The following is a 21,759-nucleotide window of genomic DNA, read 5'->3' on the forward strand; positions in this document are numbered from 1 at the left end:
TGGCACTCATGTTGATTTGGTTCGTCGAAATGCTGGCTTATTGATTCGCCAACGCGGCGGCTTCATCCACATTGACCGAGACTAATCGCGATACACCCGGCTCTTGCATCGTGACACCCATTAGCTGCGTGGCCATTTCCATGGCAATTTTATTGTGCGTAATATAAATGAACTGGACCTGCTGTGACATCTCTTCTACTAATCTAGCAAAACGAGCCACGTTAGCGTCATCCAGCGGCGCGTCGACCTCATCTAATAAACAGAATGGCGCCGGGTTGAGCTGGAAGATCGAAAACACCAACGACAACGCCGTTAGCGCTTTTTCACCGCCAGAGAGCAGGTGAATTGTTGAGTTTTTCTTGCCTGGTGGGCGCGCCATAATTGTCACGCCGGCCTCGAGCAAATCATCGTCAGTCAATGCTAAATAGGCACTGCCGCCGCCAAAGACTTTCGGAAACAGCGCCTGCAAGCCAATGTTGACCTTCTCAAAGGTCTCCTTAAACAAGGCACGAGTTTCCTTATCAATTTTGCGGATGGCATTTTCCAATGTCTCTAGCGCTTCCATTAGATCGGCATCTTGCTGATCTAAGTAGGTTTTTCGCTCAGATGAACTGGTAAATTCATCAATTGCTGCCAAGTTAATAGCGCCTAATCGCGAAATGCGCTGACCCACGCGCTCCAATGACAACTGCCACTCTTGCTCGCTCGCCTGAGCTGGCAACTGTTCGAGCATTTGCGCTAAGTCGCCCTGAGCTTCCTTCAATAAATCCGCCTGAGCATCGCGGCGAGTAGCGATGTTTTGCCACTCCATGCGCAGGCTATTGAGGCTGTCACGAACAATTTGCTGCTGTTGATCGGCGCGGGCACGGCCAGCCTCAGCATCGCGTAACTGTGTTTGCAAGGCCTCAACTTGGTCACGAAGTTGCGCTAACTGCGCCTCGGTTTCCAAATGCTGCTCGAGTAAGGCCTCAAGCATTTGCGGGTCTTCCGAAGCCGCTTGGTTAATGCCTAACAGTTGCTCAGCCAAACTTTCGCGGCGCTCGCGCAGATCATCGACTTGTGAGCTCACACGCTCAAGGCCGGCGCGCAAGCCTTGGCAGCGTGCGGTAAGGGTTTGTGTCGCCAGCGCACTGCGGTGCAGGCCATCGCGCTTATCGCGCTGCATTTGCCGAGCCTGTTCAACCCGATCGCGCAGACCTTCACGCTGGCTTAGTAAAACTTCGCGCTGATGCGTGTCATTGCTCATCAGATCAATGGCTTCTTGCAGGCTTAATCTGGCCTCAGCTAAATACTCATGGTCGATCTGCGTTTGCCGGCTGACCTCATCAATTTCTTGCAAAATGCGGTCACGACGAGCAATGAACTGCTCTAGCCGTACTTGTCGCGCGCCAATTTGCCCCTGCGTATCGCTGACTTGTCGATAGCGTGCCGTGACATCGCGCTGCTGTTGCTCGCGATTGACCTCGGCATCACGCAATGACTCGCGTAACTGCTGCTGTTCGCTTTGCGCGGCATCAAGCTCAGCACTTAATAGCTCGCGCTGCTCTGCCAATTCACCCAATTCACGCCGGCGCGCTAACTCACCGGCGCTGGCATCTTGCGCCTGCGTTTGCACGCGCAGCCAATGTTGGCCCAACCACAGGCCATCCTGCGTGATCAACGAACTTGTAGCAGCCAACTGATGGCGTTGTGCCAAGGCATGCGGCAGCGATTCAGCGGTCAGGACCTGACTCAAGGCCTGCTGCAACCAATGCGGAGCCCCTGTGACCTGCGCTGCCAACGTGCCTTCAGTCGTTAGCGTTGCGCCATTCGAGGCCTCAGCAACCGACAACACACCTTGCGGCAAGTCATTAAGCTGTTCGGCCAGATGATCTAATGAATCCACCGACACCGTGTGTAATTGCGCGCCCAAGACAGTCTCAACCGCCCGCTCCCAGCCCGGCGTTACCCGCAGCGCGTGAGCAATTGGTGTGGTATCGATTTGATGTGCTTGCAGCCACGAGTTAACGCCGCGCTGGCCTTTTTCAGCCGCCTCTTGCAGCGCCAATAACGCCGATTCACGCCCCGAGAGTGCCTGTAAGGCTTGGCGCTTGGCATCTAGTCGTGTACCGGCATCGCCTAAGGCCACACGTTGCGACTGCAAAGATTCGACAGTGTCATCGAGGCGCTGCTGCGCTTCATCGGCCATGAGCTGATGCTCTGCGGCCTGCTCATTGAGCTCATCGAGCTCCGCCTGCAAAGTGCCACCAGATAAGCCCGCTTGCTCAGCTTCCAGTCGCCCTAAGCGCTCTTGGCTGCGGCGCAAGGCCTGCTCTTGATGGACAATGCGTGATTGCTCAACTTCAGCGCGTTGGCGTGGTGCTTGTGATTGCTGCTGAAATTGCTCCCAGCTCTGCTGCCATTCGTTCAGCGTCAGCTCAGCTTCAGCAACTTGCTCATTGGCGGCCTCCGCTTCCGCTTCCAATAGGTCCTGCTGCGGCGATAGCTCCATGAGCTCCGACTCGGCTAGCGTTAACGCTTCGCGGTCAGTCGCCAATAGTTGCTGAGCTTGCTCACGCTGCTGCTCAACACTGTCTATTGAGGCGTTAATTTCGCTGATGCGCTCGAGCTGATAGCGCTGGGATTGCTGCAAACGTGCTATGTCGCTGCCGAGTTGGTAATACTGACTTTGCACGCGATTAAACTCATCGCTAACGCTAAATTGCAGCTCACGATCTCGCGTAATCGCAGTTTCAAACTCACGCACGCTGGCGGTTGCTGCTTCCAAGCGCGTTTCTAACTCGCGAATCTGTGCTTCTTGCTGCGTGACTTGGCTCTCAAGGCCACGCCAGCGCAAGGCATAAAGTTGGTCGCGGAGCAGGCGCTCTTCTTCCTTTAATTCTTTATAACGCTCGGCATCACGCGCTTGCTTTTCCAAATGCGACAGCTGCTTGCCCAACTCATCGCGAATATCGCTGAGGCGCGATAGGTTCTCGCGAGTGTGACGCATACGATTTTCAGTTTCGCGGCGACGCTCTTTGTACTTCGAGATACCCGCGGCCTCTTCGATATACACGCGCAACTCTTCCGGCTTCGACTCGATTAATCGCGAAATCATGCCCTGCTCGATGATCGCGTAGGAGCGTGGTCCCAAGCCTGTGCCTAGGAAGATGTCGGTGATGTCTTTACGGCGGCAGCGCGTGCCATTGAGGAAGTAATCTGAGCGCGCCTCACGGGTAACTACGCGCTTGATGGAGATTTCGGCGTATTGCGCATATTCGCCGCCGAGGGATTTATCGGCGTTATCGAAAATTAGCTCAATAGATGCTTGGCCTACGGGTTTGCGCACGCTAGAGCCATTAAAAATGACATCAGTCATCGACTCGCCGCGCAACTGTTTGGCTGAGCTTTCACCCATTACCCAGCGCACCGCATCAATAATATTGGATTTGCCGCAGCCATTGGGCCCAACAACCGCAGATAGGTTGGTCGGGAAATGCGCGCTGGTCGGGTCAACAAACGATTTAAAGCCCGCCAGCTTGATGGTTTTCAGACGCATAAAATATTCCTAGCGGCGGTGACGACGAGCCCAAGCCATTTCAATTTGTTTAACACGAAGCAAAGATTCCAGCACTAAATTACGCTGATGTAGCAAATATTCTTCTAACAACTCTACAGCCCTATCGCTCTGGCGCAGCATGATGGCGTCGAGCAGGCCCTTTAAAAAGCCAAAAGCCTCTTCCATTTCGCGGCGACTAACCTGCAAGGCTAAATAAGCCGCACGCCGTGCGCTAGGCTGCAAGTCGGCCAAGATAGCATCGAGGTAGGGATTTCCGGCAAATGGTTGCGCCAAGCGCAGTAACTCATAGCCACGCTCATAGAAGCGCTCAATATCTTGCGTGCTAAGCGCCTCTTCCATTTCCGCTAATGCGGTCATAAAAGGTGGCAAATCGGCTTGATGCCAAAGCATGGATATGCGCCGCACAATCAAGCTGTAATGTAGAATCAGCAGCTCATAGAGACTTTTCAAAGATGCGGGGCTGAGCTCAGTCACCACCGCTCCACGACGCGGGAAGATAGTAATCAGATGGCGGCGCTGCAAAATTAAAAGTGCTTCACGAACTGCGCCACGACTGACATCCAGCTCGCCGGCAATGCGCATTTCCTGAATACGCTCACCTTCGACCAACTCACCAGAGATGATGAGCTCGCCAACATGATGGGCAATTTGTTCAGCTAGGCTGTCGTTGGCTCGAAAGCTCATGTGTGTCTCTGTTAATGTCCGCCAACGGCGCATTTAATGTGGCGCTATGCTAGCACAGGCAAGGATTAGCTCCAGCACACTGTCGATTGTCCGACAAGCAGCAAATTCAGCAGCAATACTGATACATAGACTCAGTAAATCTCAATTTAATTATATAAAGTAGCCTGTTAGAGTGCGCACTGACTAAAATGGTGAGTGTGCTATGTACCGCTATGATGCTTATGATCAACGCATTGTCGATGATCGCGTGGCCCAATTTAAAGATCAAACTGAGCGCTATTTAGCTGGCGACTTAAGCGAGGATCAATTCCGCCCTCTGCGTTTGCAAAATGGCCTATATATCCAACGTTATGCGCCAATGCTGCGTATCGCGGTGCCTTACGGCATGCTGTCATCAGACAAATTTCGCAAAATCGCCGATATCACACGCCGCTATGACCGTGGCTATGCCCATGTCAGCACTCGGCAAAATATCCAGCTGAACTGGCCAAAGCTCGAAGATGTGCCGACCATTCTTGGCGAATTAGCCACGGTTGAGATGCATGCGATCCAAACCAGTGGCAACTGCATTCGTAACACCACGACGGATCAATTTGCTGGCGTCGCTGCTGGTGAGATTGAAGATCCACGGCCAACTTGCGAATTAATTCGCCAATGGTCAACATTTCACCCTGAATTCGCCTTTCTGCCGCGCAAATTTAAAGTCGCAGTGAACGCCCTGCCCGAGATCGATCGCGCCGCCACACAAGTGCACGACATCGGTGTTTATATTGTTCGCAATGACGCTGGCGAAATCGGCTACCGTATTTTAGTTGGTGGCGGCTTGGGTCGCACTCCAATCATCGGCGCCATCATCCGCGAGTTTTTACCGCGCGAAGACTTAATTGCCTATTTGGATGCGGTTTTGCGCGTCTACAACTTGCATGGCCGTCGCGATAATAAATTCAAAGCACGCATCAAAATCTTAGTAAAAGCGCTCTCGCCAGAAGTTTTCGCTCAGCAAGTCGAAGCTGAGTTTGCGCATCTGCAAGGTGGAGCTTTGACGGTACCTGAGACTGAATTTGCACGCCTAGCCAGCTTTTTCACAGAGCCTGACTATGTCGCATACAGCGGTGATAGCGCTGACTATTTGAAAGCACGTCAAGAAAACTCAGTGTTTGATAACTGGGCGCACCGCAACGTCAGCGCCCACAAAATTCCGGGCTATGCCATTGTTACGTTGTCGCTTAAACGCACTGGCGTTGCTCCAGGCGATATGACTGCCGAGCAAATGGATGGTATTGCTGATTTAGCTGAGCGTTATAGCTTTGCAGAAATTCGCACCACCCACGAACAAAACGTGGTGCTTGCCGATGTCGCGCAAGATGATCTGCTTGAACTCTACGGCGAATTGAAAAAGCTCGGCTTTGATACTGCCAATATCGGCTTCTTAACCGACATTATTTGCTGCCCAGGTGGTGACTTCTGCTCACTAGCTAATGCCAAATCACTTCCTATTGCCGATGCGATCCAGCGCCGCTTCGACGACCTCGATGCGGTATATGACATTGGCCCATTGAACCTGAACATTTCCGGCTGCATGAATGCTTGCGGTCACCACCATGTTGGCCACATTGGCATCTTGGGTGTCGATAAAAAAGGCAGTGAATTCTACCAAGTCTCACTAGGTGGCAACCAAGGCCATGATGCCAGCCTCGGCAATATCTTAGGCCCATCATTCAGCGCCGAAGCGATGCCCGATGTCGTTGAAGAAATCATCAACACCTATCTCGACATGCGCACAGAAGGCGAAAGCTTTTTGGCCATGTATCGCCGTGTCGGCATTGCCGTATTCAAGGAGCGCGTTTATGCCAACGCTGATTAAGCACGGGAAAATAAGCCCCGACAGCTATGTTGAAATCATTGCCGATGAAGCTGGTCTGGTTCTACCCGAAGGCGATATTTTATTGTCGCTGAACTGCTTCAATACTCATCGCGCTGAAGTACTAGCTCATGCCGGTCGTAAAGGTGTGATTTTAGCGCCCGATGAGTTTGCCGAAAGCATTGCCGATGTGGTCTCGCAGCTCGACCTCGTGGCCATTCGCTTCCCAAGCTTTGCCGATGGCCGTGGCTACTCCACGGCGTATTTGCTGCGTACACGCTATGGCTTCCGTGGCGAGTTACGCGCTATTGGCGACGTTTTTAAAGACACGCTGTTTTATCAGCAACGCGTGGGTTTCGATGCCTTTGTTTTGGCTAGTGATGCCGCTGCTGAAGTCGCTCTCCCCGGCCTGAATACTTTCTCCGAGGTGTATCACGGCTCTGCAGATAATGAGAAACCGCTGTTTTTACGCCGTAACGCATAGCGTTAAGCGTATTAATCAGCCATAAAAAATGCCCCAGTTACGGGGCATTTTTTATGCTTTAGATTTAGCTTTTCGATGATTTAAAAAACAATCTAAAACCAAAGTACGTCATCGCCACCAAGCTTAAGCTGCTGAGCAGCAACATGAGCTGGCCTGACCAACCCCAGTATTGCCCTGTATGCAGCATCTTCCAGGACAAGGTGAGCTGCTCGCCCATGGGCTTTTGCGCAAATAGCTTGTGCTCAATACGCTGGCCTTTAGCATTAAAGCGAATATCATTTTTCTCGCGAATATGCGCTGCGTCAGGCAGCCAATACGCTACTGCAACATCAGCATCTTTAGGCGTAAATACGGCCTCATCAAAGGCGCCGACATCACGAACAAAGGCTGGCCATGCGGGGCTCATCAGGCGCTGAAAGCTTGCTGCATCGAAAAGTGCCGGCGCTGTCTTTGCAGGTTTTGGCTTGTACTCAACTGACAAGGCGCTGTAAATCGCTTTTTTATACGACTCATAAGACCACGATAGACCCGTAGATGCCGAAAAAACAAAGAGTAATGCCGCCCATGTACCCAACACTCCATGCCACTGGAAAGCATGAGCGCGGCCCTTTAAACCACGGCGTGCGAGAAACCAGCCACTCAGCTTAGGTGGTCGTCGTTTCCAGCGTAAATACGAGCCCCCAATGACCATGCCTAAGAGCAAAATAGCCGAAATTCCGGTGATATTTGAGCCGAAATCGCCTAAGAGCAGCTCACGGTGTAAATGCTCGACGGTCTCAAAAAACTCTTCGCCACGAACAGCTGGTAGCAATTCGCCGGTACTGGGGTGGAAATAGTGAACGCTAGGCTTCTGATCAGCGCTCAAAGCTACTAAGGCTAGCGCTGGAGCTTGATCCTGGCCGGCCACCGTAACGTTAGCCCACTGCGCCTGCGGGTATTTTGCCGTTACCGCAGAGATAAGCTCGACGGGGCTTAGGCGAGCGCCTTCGGCACTGACCATTAAGGTTTCGGCATTGATGGTGCGAAGAATTTGCGGCTGAAACGCCATTAGCGAGCCAGTTAAGGCGACAAAGGCCATGACTAGGCCAGCAGTGATTCCGATCCAACCGTGAAAACGTTTAATGACAGCGTGCATCATGAGTCCTAATTAGGTAATTCGGTGACAAAGCCAACTTTCGCCAAGCCCGCATCTGCACTGGCGGAAAGCACTTGTGCAAGAGCCTCATAGGGCGTGGTTTTATCGGCGCGCAAGTGTACTTCAGTATCTTTTGCAAACGTGCCAAGTAAAGCTGGAAGTTCAGCCATGGTGACTTCTTTGCCATTGACCATCACGGCGCCTGCCGCAGTCATCGCAACATCCACAGGCTTCGCGGGCGTCACCAATGGTTGCGAGCTAGCTTGCGGCAAGTTCACCTTCACAGCATGCGACATAAGCGGCGCAGTAATCATAAAAATGATCAATAAAACCAGCATCACGTCAATAAATGGCACCATATTGATCTCGGCATTCGCCTCAATCTCATCGCCTTGTTCAAATGAGCCAAATGCCATTAGGAGGCCTCGTTGGTCTTTTTAAATGGGGTAACGCGTTTCACTTCAGCAGGCATGGAGTTGCAAACTAGGCCTGTTGAAAGGAACGCAAAGACATCGTGTGCGAATGAGTTGAGCTGAACCATGGTGTTGCGGTTGAGACGAACAAAAACGTTGTAGGCCACGGCGCTTGGGATCGCCACGGCTAGACCTAAGCCGGTCATGATCAGCGCCTCACCAATTGGGCCTGCCACTTTATCCAGGCCGCTTTGGCCGGACATGCCAATGACCATTAGCGCATGATAAATACCCCAGACTGTGCCAAATAGGCCAACAAATGGCGCGCTTGAAGCGACCGTTGCCAGAAAAGTTAAGCCGCCCTCTAAGCGAGCTTTATCTTGATCGATGGCGCGTTTGAGTGAGCGCGTGAGGAAGTCTTCGGCGCTGCCGGCTTCGATCAGCGAATTACCATTGCGCGAACGATGCTGCTCAATAGCGGTAAAGCCGTGATGCACTAAATGCGAAAATGGATCGCTGATGCCAGTGCTACGAATACGCTGAGCGACAGCTTCTAAGTTAGGCGCGGCCCAAAAAGTATGTAAAAACTCACGCGATAGCTTGCTAGTCTGCGAGTAACGCCAGCCCTTGATGGCGATGTAATACCAGCTGCCGACCGACATAATCAGCAGTGTGGCAAGGATGAACAAGGCGACGGCATCGGCCTGTTGGATAAAGTTAGTAAAACCCATGAGTAACTCCGGTTAACGGGTTAATTTAAAATTCAGTGGCACCAAAACCCATTCAGTAATGGCTTGGTCACCTTGTTTTGCTGGCACGAAACGCCAGCGCTTCACCGCAGCGAGAGCGGCTTCATCTAAGCGTGGAAATAGACTGCTTTCAGCAATCGTGATGTTTTTGGGCAGGCCATCGGCGCCGACTTGAACGCGCAGCATGACGCGGCCGGTTTCGCCATTACGACGAGATAACGCCGGATAGCTCGGCGTTGGATTATTTAAATACGCTGCATCAAATCGTGGCGGTACCACGGCAGGCGCAAGTGCCGGTTCTTCTTTAATCGGCTTAGGTGGAGTTTCCACTGGCGTTGGCTGCTCAACGACCACAGGTTTTGGCTCTGGCTTCGGTGCCGCAATTGGCTCGGGGCTCACGACACGCTTTACTACTGGCTTAGGCGGCTGTTTTTGCACGGGCGTTGGCTTAGGCGGCGTTGGCGTCGGCTTGACTGGCGCCTCCACTGGCGGGCTGGCACGCAGCATTTGGATCGATAAGACATCGATAACCGGCGGCGTACTAGTCGATCGCCATTGAAATACGGCTAGCAACACCAGCACATGCAGACCAATGACCAATAGCAATGATAAAGACTCGGGCTGGCGCAGGGTCTGCCATGGTGATGCATGCGTGTGTGAGGCTGAATTCATGGGCGCGATAATAGTGAGATTTGTGGAACGAATCAATCAAATGAGAATCAATATCGTTAATTAAGTGATTGCCCATTGCCGTAGCAGGTTGTTGTAGACGCCAGTGAGTTGGCGATGCTCTGCCCTCGCCTCGGCTAATTGCTGCAGACGCTGAATGCTTTGATCTAGATCAAAGAGCAATTCGCGCTGAGTATCGGCGGCCACCAAACTTTGTATCCAGCAGATAGCAGCGACGCGTTCACCCGCCGTTACTGGCTCGACCTGATGCCATCGGCTCGTGGCATACAGCACTAGCGAGCCCGCTGGCAGCTTTACTTCTTGCACGCCAAAGCCAGTATCAATGCTGAGCTCACCACCGCTGTAGCTATCGGGGTCACTGAGAAATAATGTCGCGGATAAGTCGCTGCGAAACAGGCCTTTGCCATCGTCGCTGGCCATGATGGCGCTATCGATGTGCAGACCGTAATGGCCATTATTGCGATAGCGATTAAAGCGTGGCCGTAAAATGCTCTGCGGCAAAGCAGCTGAAATAAACAAAGGATGCTGGCTTAGGCGCTGGCGCAACTTATCGGCTAAGGCCTGGCCAAGCTCGCATTGACTAGCCACCTGCTCATTTTGCTTAACACTTTGCGAAACGCTGCCGGCCGTTGCTAGACCGTCCTGCCATTGCGCCCTCGTTAAGGCTTCGCGGTAAGCGGCAACTTCAGAGGCATCGAGTAGATCGGAAATAATCAGCATAGATGGCTCGGGCTAAATAATGTGTGTGGGCCGATGTCGTTGATGTGCAGACAACCGGCCTGCGCCATGGTGATCTCTAGCTCATCGCGAAGTATGCGCAAGAGATGCGCAACGCCTAGCGCTCCGGCGGTGGCTAAAGCATAAATATAGGGACGGCCAATCATCACGGCGTTGGCGCCTAGGGCGATGGCCTTGAATACGTCGGTACCGCTGCGCACGCCACTATCGAGCAAAAGCGTGAGGTCTGGGCCGACGGCTTGGCGTATCGCCGGTAGCGCATCGAGACTGGCCATACCGCCATCGAGCGCACGTCCGCCGTGGGTGGAAACGATAATGCCGGCTACGCCTAAGCTCTGTAGTCGTAGGGCGTCATCTGGATGTGTTACGCCTTTTACTAGCACTGGCAGCGTGGTCGATTTCAGCAACCATGCTAGGTCTTCCCAAGTGGGTGCATCGGCCATATAGCCTTGAAAAACGGTGCTGTCATCGCGGCTAATAGCACGCGTTGGGCCGTCATCGATATCCTTTAGATTTACCGCATTCAGATGCGCTGGCAGTGTAAATCCTAGGCGCTGCGAACTACGACGCACGCCATGCACAGGTACATCCAGTGTGACAACAATGGCGCCGTAACCTGCTGCCTCAGCTCGTCTCACCAAGCTTAGCGTAGCGTTTTTTGATGCTTGGAAATAAAGCTGAAACCATCGCGGCGCTTGGGTTTGCGCAGCTACCTCTTCTAAGCGGGTAGATGACAAGGTGCTTAACACCAGTCCCGCCTCAAGGGCATTTGCCGCTTGCGCACTGGCAAGCTCGGCATCGGCATGGAATAAGCCCTGATGCGCCACTGGTGCGAGTAAAAATGGATGTCGGAAGCGCTGGCCACAAAGCATGAGCTCAGTAGAACCATGATCACCTGCGACGAGAATTCGGTTGTAGATAGCATGCCGCTCAAAGGCGCGGCGATTGGCTCTTAAGGTGGTATCGGCCACGCTGCCTTCACTCAGATGAGCAAAGACAGCCGATGACATATTGCGCTCCGCCCATCGCTCATAATCCTCTGCACAGACAATATCAGCAGGAATTTGCGTTAGCGGTGATGGGCGTTGAGGCATAGTTTAGAACTTGTAGTTTAGTGTCAGTTGCGCGTTGCGCTTGTCGCCAATATAGGTGAACGCACCACTACGATATGCTGCTAAGTAGTAGTCTTTGTCGGTTACATTATTGACGTTTACTCGCGCACTCAGCTGCTTGCTGAAGCGATACTCAGCGAAGGCGTCAAATACAGTGTATGACGGCACAGCATAAGCATAGTTTGTTGCTGTGTCAGGCTGGCCAGCAAACATTTGGCTTTGATACGTTGCACCGCCACCGAAGGCAAATTTATCTGTTGCTTGATATTTCAGCTGTAAATTACCACTACGCTTGGCGAAGTTTGCGAGTTGGGCGCCCTCATTCGCTGCAGTAAATGACTCCAATACTTCTGAGTTCATAATGGCTAAACCAAATTGGCCACTCAACTTAGGAGTGATGTTACCGACAACTGAAAGTTCAACGCCTTGAACTTGGTTTTTACCAGTGTTGAGTGTGCCCGTTGTTGCGTAACTATTGGCCGAATCACCCTCCTGTACATCCGACTTAATGGTTCGGAACAAAGCAGCTGTCATCAAGAGTTTGTCTTGCAATACCTGCCATTTTGTACCGACCTCATAACTCACAGTCGACTCAGGCTTACTATCGGCGACTTGCTGCGGCGTACCGCAGAGACCGCCATAACCACAGCTACCGCCTACATCAGATTCGCCACCATTAATATCGCTTGATGTGCTAACTGACGCATAGACATTGGCCTTTGGTGTGATTTTATAAGTTACGCCAGCATGACCATTTAAGAAGCCATCTGAGTAGTCATAAACTGTTTTTGCTGTCAAACCAACGATATTGGTGTAGTCGAAATAGTCGTAGCGAAGGCCTGCAAAGCCAGTCCATTTATCATTGAAGTCAACGGTGTCCATGGCTGTCAATGAGCTGGTGCGGATGTGATATTCAGAGTCCAAACCATTCTTGGTGAGCGTGCGCCCTAACAAGGTATTTAAGTTCGGGGCTTTTACGCCAGTCACACCATCATAAATGCAATAGCCGGGCGATGTACCGCCGCCACGAGATGTAACCGTGCAGTTAGATGTCCCCGTGTTTGTAGCTGAAAAAGTGCCGTTATCAACTTTCTCATCATTAACTTCTAAGCCAAATACAAACTGGTGGTCTAATTGGCCTAAGCGCTTATTCCAGAACACATCTGTGCGATTAACCCAATAGTTAACCTCTTGGTAGCCTTGGTGAGTAGATAAAGAGACTGTCGGATTTAGTGTGACTGCATCTGTAGTTCCACGCCCACCTGTTGCCACATAGCTATTACTCGTGCGGCCAATACGCGTAGCATTCTGCATTCGTAGAGCATTATTAAAGCGATAGTTCAGCTTAAATGTCGCCGTATCTACCTCGGTATCTAAGTGATCACTGCCAAGCTGTAGGTATACAGGGATATTTTTAACTGGCTTACCAGTAGTCTGGTCAATATAGGTCCCCAAATCAGGCACATCTTTCGCTTCGAGATGGTAGTAATCAGCTGAAACACTTAGAGCATCGGTAGCTTGAAAAGCGCCAGACAATAGCAAACCACGACGGCTTTTCTCAGCTGGAGCACGATCAGGTACAGACTCTGATGCATCCAGCAAGTTTAAGCGCACAGAGGCACGGTCATTGATGACTTTATTAGTATCAATACCCATACGGTGGAAATCGTCAGTACCAACGCCCAACTCCAACTTAGTGAAGTCTTTGTCGGTGTTGGGCTGCTTAGTGATGCTGTTGACTGCTCCACCGGTAGAGCCACGGCCAGCAAATGTTGAGCTTGGGCCTTTGGTAATTTCAACTTGCTCAACGGCAAAGCTTTCACGCGTGGTCATGCCGGGGTCGCGTAAGCCATCAATAAATACATCGCTGCGAGCTTCATGGCCGCGAATGATGTAGCGATCACCGAAGGCGTTACCGTTTTCGCCAGTGCCTATGGTCACGCCTGGTTGCGCCGCTAAAATATCGCGCAAATCAGTTTTGCCAGATTCTTCAATGGCTTTTTGAGTAATCACCGAAATGGTGTGTGGGGTTTCAGCAAGCTCTTTCACGCGGCGTTGATCGCCAGAAATTTTTGCCTTATATGGCGCGCCTTCTTCACTGTATGGGTTGGTGTCTTCGATTTGCGCTTGCACCTCCACCGTTGCCAGAGTTTTGCTTGCTGACTCGGCATGAGCAACTGGTGCGGCAATTGCCAAGCCCATGGCTAATGCCATTGCTGATGCGTGGGTTGCGCTGATTGGTGCTGGCGTGTGGAATGAGCGTGGGACTTTTACTGAAGAAGGCGTGTCTTTCATCGAGCATCTCGCGTAATGGAAAAGGTGTTAGCAACTCGTTGTTGATAACCATTCTCATTACTTTAAATGCGCGAAACGCTTCCGTCAATGCAAATACGAATTGATTTCATTAAGGTTTACATGAAAGCCAATAAAAAAGCCCCTGCCAGAAAACTGAGAGGGGCTTTTTGCCTAGCTCAGCTAAGCATCAGCCAGGTATACGCACCCAGCCTTCCATCAAGATACGTGCGCTACGGCTCATGATGGCTTTCGTCACAGTCCATTGGCCATCGACCAATGCAGCGGCGGCACCAACCTTCAATGTGCCAGATGGATGGCCAAAGCGCACCGACTCAAGCGCCTTGCCACCGGCGGCCAAGTTCACCAAGGTGCCCGGAATAGCCGCAGCCGTGCCAATCGCCACTGCTGCCGTGCCCATCATGGCGTGATGCAACTTGCCCATAGACAGCGCGCGTACTAGCAAATCGATATCTTTCGCCGCAATAGTTTTACCGCTAGACGAGACATAGTCTGTCGGCGGCGCAACAAAGGCGACTTTAGGCGTGTGCTGGCGCGTCGCTGCTTCTGCTGGGGTTTTGATCAAGCCCATGCGTAAGGCACCTGCAATGCGAATAGCTTCCAAGCGCGCCAGTGCAGCGGGATTGCTATTGATAGCTTCGCGTAACTCAGTGCCGGTGTAGCCAATATCAGCGGCATTAACAAATACCGTTGGAATACCAGCCGAGATCATCGTTGCCTTTAGCTTGCCGCCGGTGACCACATCTTCTGGCACATCAAGTTCATCCACCAGATTGCCGGTGGGAAACATTGAGCTACCCTCGCCGTCATCATCGGATGGATTCATGAACTCCAGCACGATTTCCGCAGCCGGAAAAGTCACGCCATCGAGCTCGAAATCGCCAGTCTCTTGCACTTGGCCATTACTTACCGGCACATGAGCAATAATGGTTTTGTGGATATTCGCCTGCCAAATGCGTACTACGCAGATGCCATTTTCTGGAATGCGTGCAGGGTCAACCAAGCCAGCATGCAAGGCGAAAGCACCGGCAGCTGTCGATAAATTACCGCAGTTGCCGCTCCAGTCGACAAAGGCTTTATCAATAGAGACTTGGCCATAGAGGTAATCCACATCGTGCTCAGGCTGCGAACTTTTCGACAAAATCACGCATTTGCTGGTGCTAGAAGTCGCGCCGCCCATGCCGTCAATATGCGCGGCATAGGGGTCAGGACTGCCAATCACGCGCATAAAGAGCTGATTACGAGGCTCACCTGCTACCTGACAATTCGCTGGCAAATCCTGCAGGCGAAAAAAAACGCCTTTAGATGTGCCGCCACGAATATAGGTGGCCGGGACTTTTATTTGAGGAGCCGCGCTCATGCCGTAGTGGCCTTTAAGAAGTCTTTGGCAAAGCGCTGCAACACGCCGCCGGCTTCATAAACCAAGGCTTCATCATCGGAGTCTAAGCGGCAAGTCATCGGCACGCGCACGACTTCGCCTGAGCGACGGTTAACGATCAAGGTCATTTCCGCGCCAGGTGAGCACTCGCCTTCGACATCGAAAGTTTCAGTGCCATCAATGCCTAGCGTGATGCGTGTAGTGCCGGCCTTGAACTCCAATGGCAATACGCCCATGCCGAGCAAGTTGGTGCGGTGAATACGCTCAAAACCTTCAGCGGCAATCACTTCCACGCCTGCCAAACGCACGCCCTTAGCTGCCCAATCGCGTGATGAGCCTTGGCCGTAATCGGCACCAGCAACAATGATCAGCGGCTGCTTGCGCTCCATATAAGTCTCAATGGCTTCCCACATGCGCACTACCTTGCCTTCTGGTTCGATACGCGCCAATGATCCCTTCTTCACCTTGCCATCGACCACTGCCATTTCATTCATGAGCTGCGGGTTAGCAAAGGTCGCGCGCTGAGCCGTTAGATGGTCGCCGCGGTGTGTGGCATAGCTGTTGAAGTCTTCTTCTGGCACACCCATTTTGTGCAGGTATTCGCCAGCGGCTGAGTCCATCATGATCGCATTGGATGGCGATAAGTGATCGGTGGTGATGTTGTCTGGCAATACCGCCAACGCGCGCATACCTTTCATGGTGCGCTCACCGGCCAATGCGCCTTCCCAATACGGCGGACGGCGAATATAGGTGCTCATTTCGCGCCAGTCGTAAAGCGGTGATTTTGCGCGCTCGCTGTCTTTTTTCTCAAACATCGGGATGTAGATTTCGTTGAACTGCGATGGTTTCACCGACTTCGCGACAATGGCATCGATCTCTTCATCAGATGGCCAAATATCATGTAGACGAATCTCTTTACCATCGGCTATGCCCAGCACATCTTTCTCGATGTCAAAACGCACGGTACCAGCAATCGCGTAGGCAACGACCAAAGGTGGTGAAGCCAAAAATGCCTGCTTAGCATAGGGATGAATACGGCCGTCGAAGTTGCGGTTGCCCGACAACACGGCGGTGGCATAGAGATCACGATCGATGATTTCTTGCTGAATCACAGGGTCTAGTGCGCCCGACATGCCATTACAAGTAGTACAGGCGAACGCGACAATGCCGAAGCCCAGCGACTCAAGATCTTCCAACAAATTGGCGTCTTTCAAGTACAACTCAACCACTTTCGAGCCTGGTGCTAAGGATGATTTCACCCATGGTTTGCGTGTTAAGCCGAGCTTGCGAGCATTACGAGCAATCAAACCGGCAGCGATAACGTTGCGTGGGTTCGAGGTGTTGGTACAACTGGTAATGGCCGCGATAATTACCGCGCCATCGGGCATTTGGCCATCAGCCTCTTGCGCTTGAGCTTTGTCTAAATCGACGGCGATACCACGTTCAGCCAAGGCCGACACGGGTAGGCGTTTGTGCGGGTTCGATGGGCCGGCCATATTGCGCACGACGCTGGATAAATCGAAATGCAGCACGCGCTCATATACGGCGTTGTTTAGGCTGTCTGACCATAAGCCCGTTTGCTTGGCATAGGTTTCTACCAAGGCCACTTGCTCATCGGTACGACCAGTCAAGCGTAGATAAATCAGCGTTTGTTCATCGATAGAGAACAATGCAGCGGTTGCACCGTACTCTGGCGCCATATTAGAAATGGTCGCGCGGTCGCCAATGGTCAGGCCGGGAACGCCTTCACCGTAGAACTCAAGATAGCCACCGACTACTTTCTGCTGACGCAGGAACTCGGTCATCGCCAGCACAATATCAGTCGCGGTTATGCCGGGCTGGCGCTTGCCAGTCAGCTCAACGCCAACCATTTCTGGCACGCGCATCATCGATGGGCGGCCGAGCATGACGTTCTCAGCTTCAAGACCACCAACGCCAACAGCGATCACACCGAGCGAGTCTACGTGTGGTGTGTGCGAGTCGGTGCCAACACAAGTATCTGGAAATGCCACGCCATCTTGGCTATGCACCACTGGCGACATTTTTTCCAAATTGATTTGGTGCATGATGCCGTTGCCGGCCGGAATCACATCGATATTATCGAAGGCAGTTTTTGTCCACTCGATAAAGTGAAAACGGTCTTCGTTGCGGCGATCTTCAATATCACGGTTTTTCTGGAATGCATCGGGGTCAGCACCACCGCTCTCGACGGCTAGCGAGTGATCAACAATCAGCTGCACTGGCACTACTGGATTCACTTTCGACGGGTCGCCGCCCTGCTCAGCAATGGCATCACGTAAGCCAGCAAGATCGACCAATGCGGTTTGGCCCAAAATGTCATGGCAGACTACGCGTGCTGGAAACCACGGAAAATCGCGGTCGCGGCGGCGCTCAATCAGCTGCACCAAACAATCAGTAATGATGGCTGGGTCGGCCTTACGCACGATGTTTTCGGCGTGAATACGCGCGGTATATGGCAGGCTATCCCAAGCATTTGGCTTGATGGCGTTAACGGCTGCGCGAGCATCGAAATACTCAAGCGAAGTGCCGACTAAGGGTTTACGAAATTCATTATTCATAAGAGCTCTCTTTGTAAAATGCCCCGCCTTCTCGCGAAGGCAGGGTTTGCGTCAACTAATGAGTCAAAAAAGGCTTATTTGCGATTTTTGATAGGCACGAATTTCTGATCTTCTGGGCCTGTGTAGTTGGCGCTTGGGCGAATGATTTTGCCGTCGATGCGCTGCTCAATGACGTGAGCTGACCAGCCGCTAGTACGGGCAATCACAAACAGCGGCGTGAACATATCGGTGGGAATGCCCATCATGTGATAGCTCACAGCCGAGAACCAATCGAGGTTGGGGAACATCTTTTTCGCATCCCACATGGTCGACTCTAAACGCTCAGCGATGTCGTACATTTTCATGTTCGACTGCTCTTCGGAGAGCTCTTTCGCCACTTGCTTGATTACTTTGTTACGTGGGTCGGACACGGTATAGACCGGATGGCCAAAACCAATAACCACTTCTTTGCGCTCAACACGTGCGCGAATATCAGCTTCGGCTTCATCTGGATTGTCGTAGCGCTTTTGAATTTCAAACGCGACCTCATTGGCGCCGCCATGCTTAGGTCCACGCAATGCGCCGATGCCACCGCAGATTGCCGAGAACATATCGGAGCCAGTACCGGCAACAACACGCGAGGCGAAGGTTGAGGCGTTGAACTCATGCTCAGCATATAGAATTAGCGAGGTGTGCATGGCACGAACCCAGCTATCACGCGGCTTTTCGCCATGCAGCAAATGCAGGAAGTGGCCGCCGATGGAGTCGTCATCGGTTTCAACTTCAATACAGTTGCCGTTGTAAGCAAAGTGGTACCAATACAGCAGCATCGAGCCCAAGCAAGCCATTAGTTTGTCGGCAATATCACGCGCGCCGGGATGATTGTGGTCATCTTTCTCAGGCTTTACACAACCTAGTACCGACACGCCAGTGCGCATCACGTCCATGGGGTGAGCCGATGGTGGCAGCTGCTCAAGTGCTACCTTCACTGCTGCTGGCAAGCCACGCAAGGCTTTCAGTTTTGCTTTATAGCCGGCCAACTCAGCGGCGTTTGGCAGTTTGCCATGCACCAATAAGTGAGCAATTTCCTCGAACTCACTGGTGGTCGCTAAATCTAGGATGTCATAGCCACGATAGGCCAGATCGTTGCCAGTACGGCCAACGGTGCAGAGCGCGGTATTGCCAGCGGCTGTGCCCGACAAGGCGACGGATTTTTTCGGCTTGGGTAGCGTGCTTTTAACTTCAGTCATGGTCAGTCTCCTGGGGGCTTATTTGTTTTGTGAAAACAGCTGATCGATTTTGTCTTCGTAGCTGTGATAGTTGAGGAATTCATAAAGCTCTTTACGCTTTTGCATGAGGTCGAGCACATTGACCTGCGTGCCCTCTTTACGCACGGCTTCATACACGGCCAATGCCGCTTTCTGCATAGCGCGCGTGCCGGATAAGGGGTAAAGCACCATGGAAATACCCTGCTCGCCTAACTCTTGCGTGGTGTAGTACGGCGTGTCACCAAACTCAGTGATGTTGGCCAGCACTGGCACATTCACCGCATCGCAAACTTGGCGATACATGGTGATGTCGGTCATGGCTTCAGCGAAAATAGCATCGGCACCAGCTTCAACATAGGCGCTGATACGATCAATCACGCCATTCAACCCTTCTTTTTGCAGCGAGTCGGTGCGTGCCATAACGACAAATTCGCTATCGGTTTTAGCATCAACTGCAGCTTTCACGCGATCGACCATTTCGCCAATCGGCACGATTTCTTTATTGGGGCGATGACCGCAGCGCTTTTGTGCGACTTGATCTTCAATATGCACGGCAGCAACGCCAGCGCGGATCATCTCGGTCACGGTGCGCGAAATATTGAATGCGCCGCCCCAGCCTGTGTCGATGTCCACCAACAGTGGTGTGTCCGTAACGCTAGTGATACGGCGCGCGTCGATCAGTACATCTTCCAATGAAGTCAGGCCTAAATCGGGCAAACCATAGGAGTAGTTGGCAACGCCGGCACCAGACAAATAAATTGCCTTATAGCCAACTTGGGTTGCCATCATCGCGGCATAGGCATTGACCGTGCCCATCACCTGTAATGGTTTTTCGCTGGCAATGGCGTCGCGGAAACGACGACCTGCGCTAAGCGTGCTTGAGTTAATTGCCATTAGGCTCTCCTAGCCGGTGCATCCGGCGTGTCTGTTGTAAGTTCAGTGGTGTGATTAGTAGCGGGTTTAGTCACGACAGCGCCATGAGCAGGATCAACACGCGCGGCAATATTGGCGCGGGCTGTGGCAATGTGACGCCGCATTAAAAACTCGGCGAGTTCGCCATCACGTGCCTCAATGGCATCGAGAATGCGTTGATGCTCAGCCAGAGCCTGTTGCGGCCGACCTTCAGTAATAGAAAATTGGCCACGATAAATTCGCACGCGGTGATATAGCTCACCGCAGAGCATATGAATCAGCACGGCATTATGGCTGCCTTGAATGACGCGGTAATGAAAGTCGACGTTGCCCTCTTCTTGAATATAGGCACGACCTTCTTGTTCTTCGATTTGCTCAGCATGCTTGGCTAGTAGCTGCTTGAGCTCGGCAATTTCACTCGCCGGCATATGCTTAGCCGCCAAACGGCAAGCTAACCCTTCCAGGGTTTCGCGCACTTCATAAATCTGCAGCAGCTCTTCTAATGACAGCGCCATGATGCGCACGCCCACATGCGGGATGCGGGTAATGAGTTGGCGGCCTTCAAGGCGGCGCAATGCTTCACGTAATGGTCCGCGCGAAACGCCATAGCGAGCAGCTAATTCAGCTTCAGATATGCGTGAGCCCGCTTCAAGATCGCCGCGCACAATGGCCTCTTGCATCAAGGCAAAAACTCTATCGGCCAGCGTCGTGCGAGCAGCTGAAGTATCAGCGGCATCTGCAACGGTGGGAGTGAGCTTCGGTGGCATAAGCAGATATTGTCTACAATCCTTGCGAAGCACCGACAATAACGCGACGAAACTGACTGGTCAAGCCCATTTAAAACCAGATAGCGTAAAAGAAATGGGGACTCAAGAGACTTTTGTCTACAATTTATAGCCAGCACTACTTTTAATAAAAATAGTGCTGGCTATGATGAGACCAGAATTAACGCAACGTACTAGGATAAACCGGCAGTGAGCCCATCGCTTTCGCATCATGCGCGGGCAATAACTTAACTTGCGGGAACTTTTTCGCAATCGCTGAAACGTGTGCAATTGCATCGCGCACAGCGTCCGTATCCTCATCAATAAGTTGTCGCGCAATCCATGGCTTCTCAGCGAGCTGAGTAATGCCATCGAGCTGCCAAACTAAATCCCCCAAAAGCGCTAAGCGTTGACCTGATGGCAGCGTCAAAAACACCAAGACTGAGCCCGGCGTATGCCCAGGTGCTGGCACCAAAACCACACTGCCATCGCCCCAAACATCGAATTGCTGCGCAAAACCTAGATAAGGTTTGTTCACAAAGGCGTAACTTTTTAGATGATCTGCGCTGAGTTGTCTCGCTAGTGCCGAGTTATCGCCGCCATCGCTGATAAACGCTTGCTCAGTTGTCGGCACAAGCACCGGCGTATTGCGTAGGCTATCTAGGCCACTAACATGATCCCAATGCGCATGCGTAAGAATTACACCGACCAGCGATTTCAGGTCATAGCCCTGCGTTATAAGTTGCTCAGCGGCTGGAGTGGTTTTGTCGTAATCGGTGGTGAGCTGCATCAGTAGCGGCAGCAACTTCACCTGATCATCCACCTCACGGCCAAAACCAGTGTCGATCAGCAAGTCTCCGCGCGGATGCTGCACTAGCACGGCAGTCATGCTGAAATCGCGATTTTCTAATGGATTACCGCCGCGAAAGGCAAGCATCGCTGAAGAATGCATGGTGCCAGTCGGTAAAGCGCTCACGCGCATAGATTCAGGCGGCGATGCTGCGGGCAAGCTATCGGGTAACGCGATAGCTTGTGACGATATCGACCACGGTAAAAAGCTGGCAATAAACAGAGCCACCAACACTAAAGTCAACCATCGAATCCATCGCCACATAACTGCACCTTTATTATTATTTTGCGA

General features: G+C 52.2%; 17 protein-coding genes. 2 read left to right on the forward strand and 15 right to left on the reverse strand.

The features are described from left to right. Positions 1–37: 37 nt before the first annotated feature. Positions 38–3,538, reverse strand: a complete 3,501-nt coding sequence (smc, locus tag ACFQ0F_RS04300) for a chromosome segregation protein SMC (RefSeq protein ID WP_379069473.1) — start codon at positions 3,536–3,538, stop codon at positions 38–40. Between the two features lie 9 nt (positions 3,539–3,547). Next, positions 3,548–4,243: a GntR family transcriptional regulator gene (locus tag ACFQ0F_RS04305; protein ID WP_340674728.1), complete on the reverse strand. Its 696-nt coding sequence runs from the start codon at positions 4,241–4,243 to the stop codon at positions 3,548–3,550. Positions 4,244–4,445: 202 nt separating this feature from the next. Here ACFQ0F_RS04305 and ACFQ0F_RS04310 point away from each other — a divergent pair, with 202 nt between their 5' ends. Further along, positions 4,446–6,107, forward strand: coding sequence for a nitrite/sulfite reductase (locus tag ACFQ0F_RS04310; RefSeq protein WP_340674729.1), 1,662 nt, complete (start codon positions 4,446–4,448; stop codon positions 6,105–6,107). Beyond that, positions 6,091–6,588 carry a DUF934 domain-containing protein gene (locus tag ACFQ0F_RS04315; RefSeq protein ID WP_340674730.1) on the forward strand — a complete coding sequence of 166 codons (498 nt, stop codon included), beginning with the start codon at positions 6,091–6,093 and terminating at the stop codon, positions 6,586–6,588. The genes ACFQ0F_RS04310 and ACFQ0F_RS04315 overlap by 17 nt, the downstream gene beginning before the upstream one ends. Positions 6,589–6,652: 64 nt before the next feature. Here ACFQ0F_RS04315 and ACFQ0F_RS04320 read toward each other — a convergent pair whose 3' ends face one another. The 13 genes from ACFQ0F_RS04320 to ACFQ0F_RS04380 form a co-directional block, all read right to left on the reverse strand. Beyond that, positions 6,653–7,723, reverse strand: a complete 1,071-nt coding sequence (locus tag ACFQ0F_RS04320) for a PepSY-associated TM helix domain-containing protein (RefSeq protein WP_379069477.1) — start codon at positions 7,721–7,723, stop codon at positions 6,653–6,655. Between the two features lie 8 nt (positions 7,724–7,731). Continuing rightward, the gene (locus tag ACFQ0F_RS04325) at positions 7,732–8,139 is read right to left on the reverse strand and encodes an ExbD/TolR family protein (protein WP_379069480.1); all 408 of its coding nucleotides are present in this window, start codon (positions 8,137–8,139) and stop codon (positions 7,732–7,734) included. Beyond that, complete coding sequence (locus tag ACFQ0F_RS04330; RefSeq protein WP_340674733.1) at positions 8,139–8,867, reverse strand: MotA/TolQ/ExbB proton channel family protein; 729 nt, start codon at positions 8,865–8,867, stop codon at positions 8,139–8,141. Before ACFQ0F_RS04330 ends, ACFQ0F_RS04325 begins: the two co-directional genes overlap by 1 nt. A gap of 12 nt (positions 8,868–8,879) precedes the next feature. After that, positions 8,880–9,557: an energy transducer TonB gene (locus ACFQ0F_RS04335; RefSeq protein WP_340674734.1), complete on the reverse strand. Its 678-nt coding sequence runs from the start codon at positions 9,555–9,557 to the stop codon at positions 8,880–8,882. A gap of 60 nt (positions 9,558–9,617) precedes the next feature. Continuing rightward, positions 9,618–10,295, reverse strand: a complete 678-nt coding sequence (locus tag ACFQ0F_RS04340) for a Fe2+-dependent dioxygenase (RefSeq protein ID WP_379069484.1) — start codon at positions 10,293–10,295, stop codon at positions 9,618–9,620. After that, positions 10,289–11,407, reverse strand: a complete 1,119-nt coding sequence (locus ACFQ0F_RS04345) for an alpha-hydroxy acid oxidase (RefSeq protein ID WP_379069487.1) — start codon at positions 11,405–11,407, stop codon at positions 10,289–10,291. Before ACFQ0F_RS04345 ends, ACFQ0F_RS04340 begins: the two co-directional genes overlap by 7 nt. Positions 11,408–11,410: 3 nt before the next feature. Further along, complete coding sequence (locus ACFQ0F_RS04350; protein WP_379069490.1) at positions 11,411–13,720, reverse strand: TonB-dependent receptor; 2,310 nt, start codon at positions 13,718–13,720, stop codon at positions 11,411–11,413. 187 nt (positions 13,721–13,907) lie between these two features. Beyond that, a complete protein-coding gene (gene prpF, locus ACFQ0F_RS04355; RefSeq protein ID WP_379069492.1) occupies positions 13,908–15,098 on the reverse strand; it encodes a 2-methylaconitate cis-trans isomerase PrpF in 1,191 nt (396 codons plus the stop codon). Next, positions 15,095–17,695: a Fe/S-dependent 2-methylisocitrate dehydratase AcnD gene (gene acnD, locus ACFQ0F_RS04360; RefSeq protein WP_379069495.1), complete on the reverse strand. Its 2,601-nt coding sequence runs from the start codon at positions 17,693–17,695 to the stop codon at positions 15,095–15,097. The genes prpF and acnD overlap by 4 nt, the downstream gene beginning before the upstream one ends. A gap of 74 nt (positions 17,696–17,769) precedes the next feature. Beyond that, on the reverse strand, positions 17,770–18,924 hold the full coding sequence (prpC, locus tag ACFQ0F_RS04365; RefSeq protein ID WP_340674740.1) for a bifunctional 2-methylcitrate synthase/citrate synthase: 1,155 nt from the start codon (positions 18,922–18,924) through the stop codon (positions 17,770–17,772). Between the two features lie 18 nt (positions 18,925–18,942). Beyond that, positions 18,943–19,836, reverse strand: a complete 894-nt coding sequence (prpB, locus tag ACFQ0F_RS04370; protein ID WP_340674741.1) for a methylisocitrate lyase — start codon at positions 19,834–19,836, stop codon at positions 18,943–18,945. Beyond that, a complete protein-coding gene (locus ACFQ0F_RS04375; protein ID WP_379069498.1) occupies positions 19,836–20,621 on the reverse strand; it encodes a GntR family transcriptional regulator in 786 nt (261 codons plus the stop codon). The genes prpB and ACFQ0F_RS04375 overlap by 1 nt, the downstream gene beginning before the upstream one ends. Positions 20,622–20,799: 178 nt before the next feature. Continuing rightward, entirely contained in the window at positions 20,800–21,732 is a 933-nt protein-coding gene (locus ACFQ0F_RS04380) for an MBL fold metallo-hydrolase (protein WP_379069501.1), read from the reverse strand. Positions 21,733–21,759 lie beyond the last annotated feature (27 nt).

Origin of the sequence: Paraperlucidibaca wandonensis (assembly GCF_042677145.1) — a bacterium.
In the GTDB taxonomy this organism is placed as follows: Bacteria; Pseudomonadota; Gammaproteobacteria; order Pseudomonadales; family Moraxellaceae; genus Perlucidibaca; species Perlucidibaca wandonensis.

Bases quoted from the DNA above. Each gene is read 5' to 3' on its own strand.
- smc (WP_379069473.1), bottom strand. From the start codon at position 3,538: ATGCGTCTGAAAACCATCAAGCTGGCGGGCTTTAAATCGTTTGTTGAC.
- ACFQ0F_RS04305 (WP_340674728.1), bottom strand. From the start codon at position 4,243: ATGAGCTTTCGAGCCAACGACAGCCTAGCTGAACAAATTGCCCATCAT.
- ACFQ0F_RS04310 (WP_340674729.1), top strand. From the start codon at position 4,446: ATGTACCGCTATGATGCTTATGATCAACGCATTGTCGATGATCGCGTG.
- ACFQ0F_RS04315 (WP_340674730.1), top strand. From the start codon at position 6,091: ATGCCAACGCTGATTAAGCACGGGAAAATAAGCCCCGACAGCTATGTT.
- ACFQ0F_RS04320 (WP_379069477.1), bottom strand. From the start codon at position 7,723: ATGCACGCTGTCATTAAACGTTTTCACGGTTGGATCGGAATCACTGCT.
- ACFQ0F_RS04325 (WP_379069480.1), bottom strand. From the start codon at position 8,139: ATGGCATTTGGCTCATTTGAACAAGGCGATGAGATTGAGGCGAATGCC.
- ACFQ0F_RS04330 (WP_340674733.1), bottom strand. From the start codon at position 8,867: ATGGGTTTTACTAACTTTATCCAACAGGCCGATGCCGTCGCCTTGTTC.
- ACFQ0F_RS04335 (WP_340674734.1), bottom strand. From the start codon at position 9,557: ATGAATTCAGCCTCACACACGCATGCATCACCATGGCAGACCCTGCGC.
- ACFQ0F_RS04340 (WP_379069484.1), bottom strand. From the start codon at position 10,295: ATGCTGATTATTTCCGATCTACTCGATGCCTCTGAAGTTGCCGCTTAC.
- ACFQ0F_RS04345 (WP_379069487.1), bottom strand. From the start codon at position 11,407: ATGCCTCAACGCCCATCACCGCTAACGCAAATTCCTGCTGATATTGTC.
- ACFQ0F_RS04350 (WP_379069490.1), bottom strand. From the start codon at position 13,720: ATGAAAGACACGCCTTCTTCAGTAAAAGTCCCACGCTCATTCCACACG.
- prpF (WP_379069492.1), bottom strand. From the start codon at position 15,098: ATGAGCGCGGCTCCTCAAATAAAAGTCCCGGCCACCTATATTCGTGGC.
- acnD (WP_379069495.1), bottom strand. From the start codon at position 17,695: ATGAATAATGAATTTCGTAAACCCTTAGTCGGCACTTCGCTTGAGTAT.
- prpC (WP_340674740.1), bottom strand. From the start codon at position 18,924: ATGACTGAAGTTAAAAGCACGCTACCCAAGCCGAAAAAATCCGTCGCC.
- prpB (WP_340674741.1), bottom strand. From the start codon at position 19,836: ATGGCAATTAACTCAAGCACGCTTAGCGCAGGTCGTCGTTTCCGCGAC.
- ACFQ0F_RS04375 (WP_379069498.1), bottom strand. From the start codon at position 20,621: ATGCCACCGAAGCTCACTCCCACCGTTGCAGATGCCGCTGATACTTCA.
- ACFQ0F_RS04380 (WP_379069501.1), bottom strand. From the start codon at position 21,732: ATGTGGCGATGGATTCGATGGTTGACTTTAGTGTTGGTGGCTCTGTTT.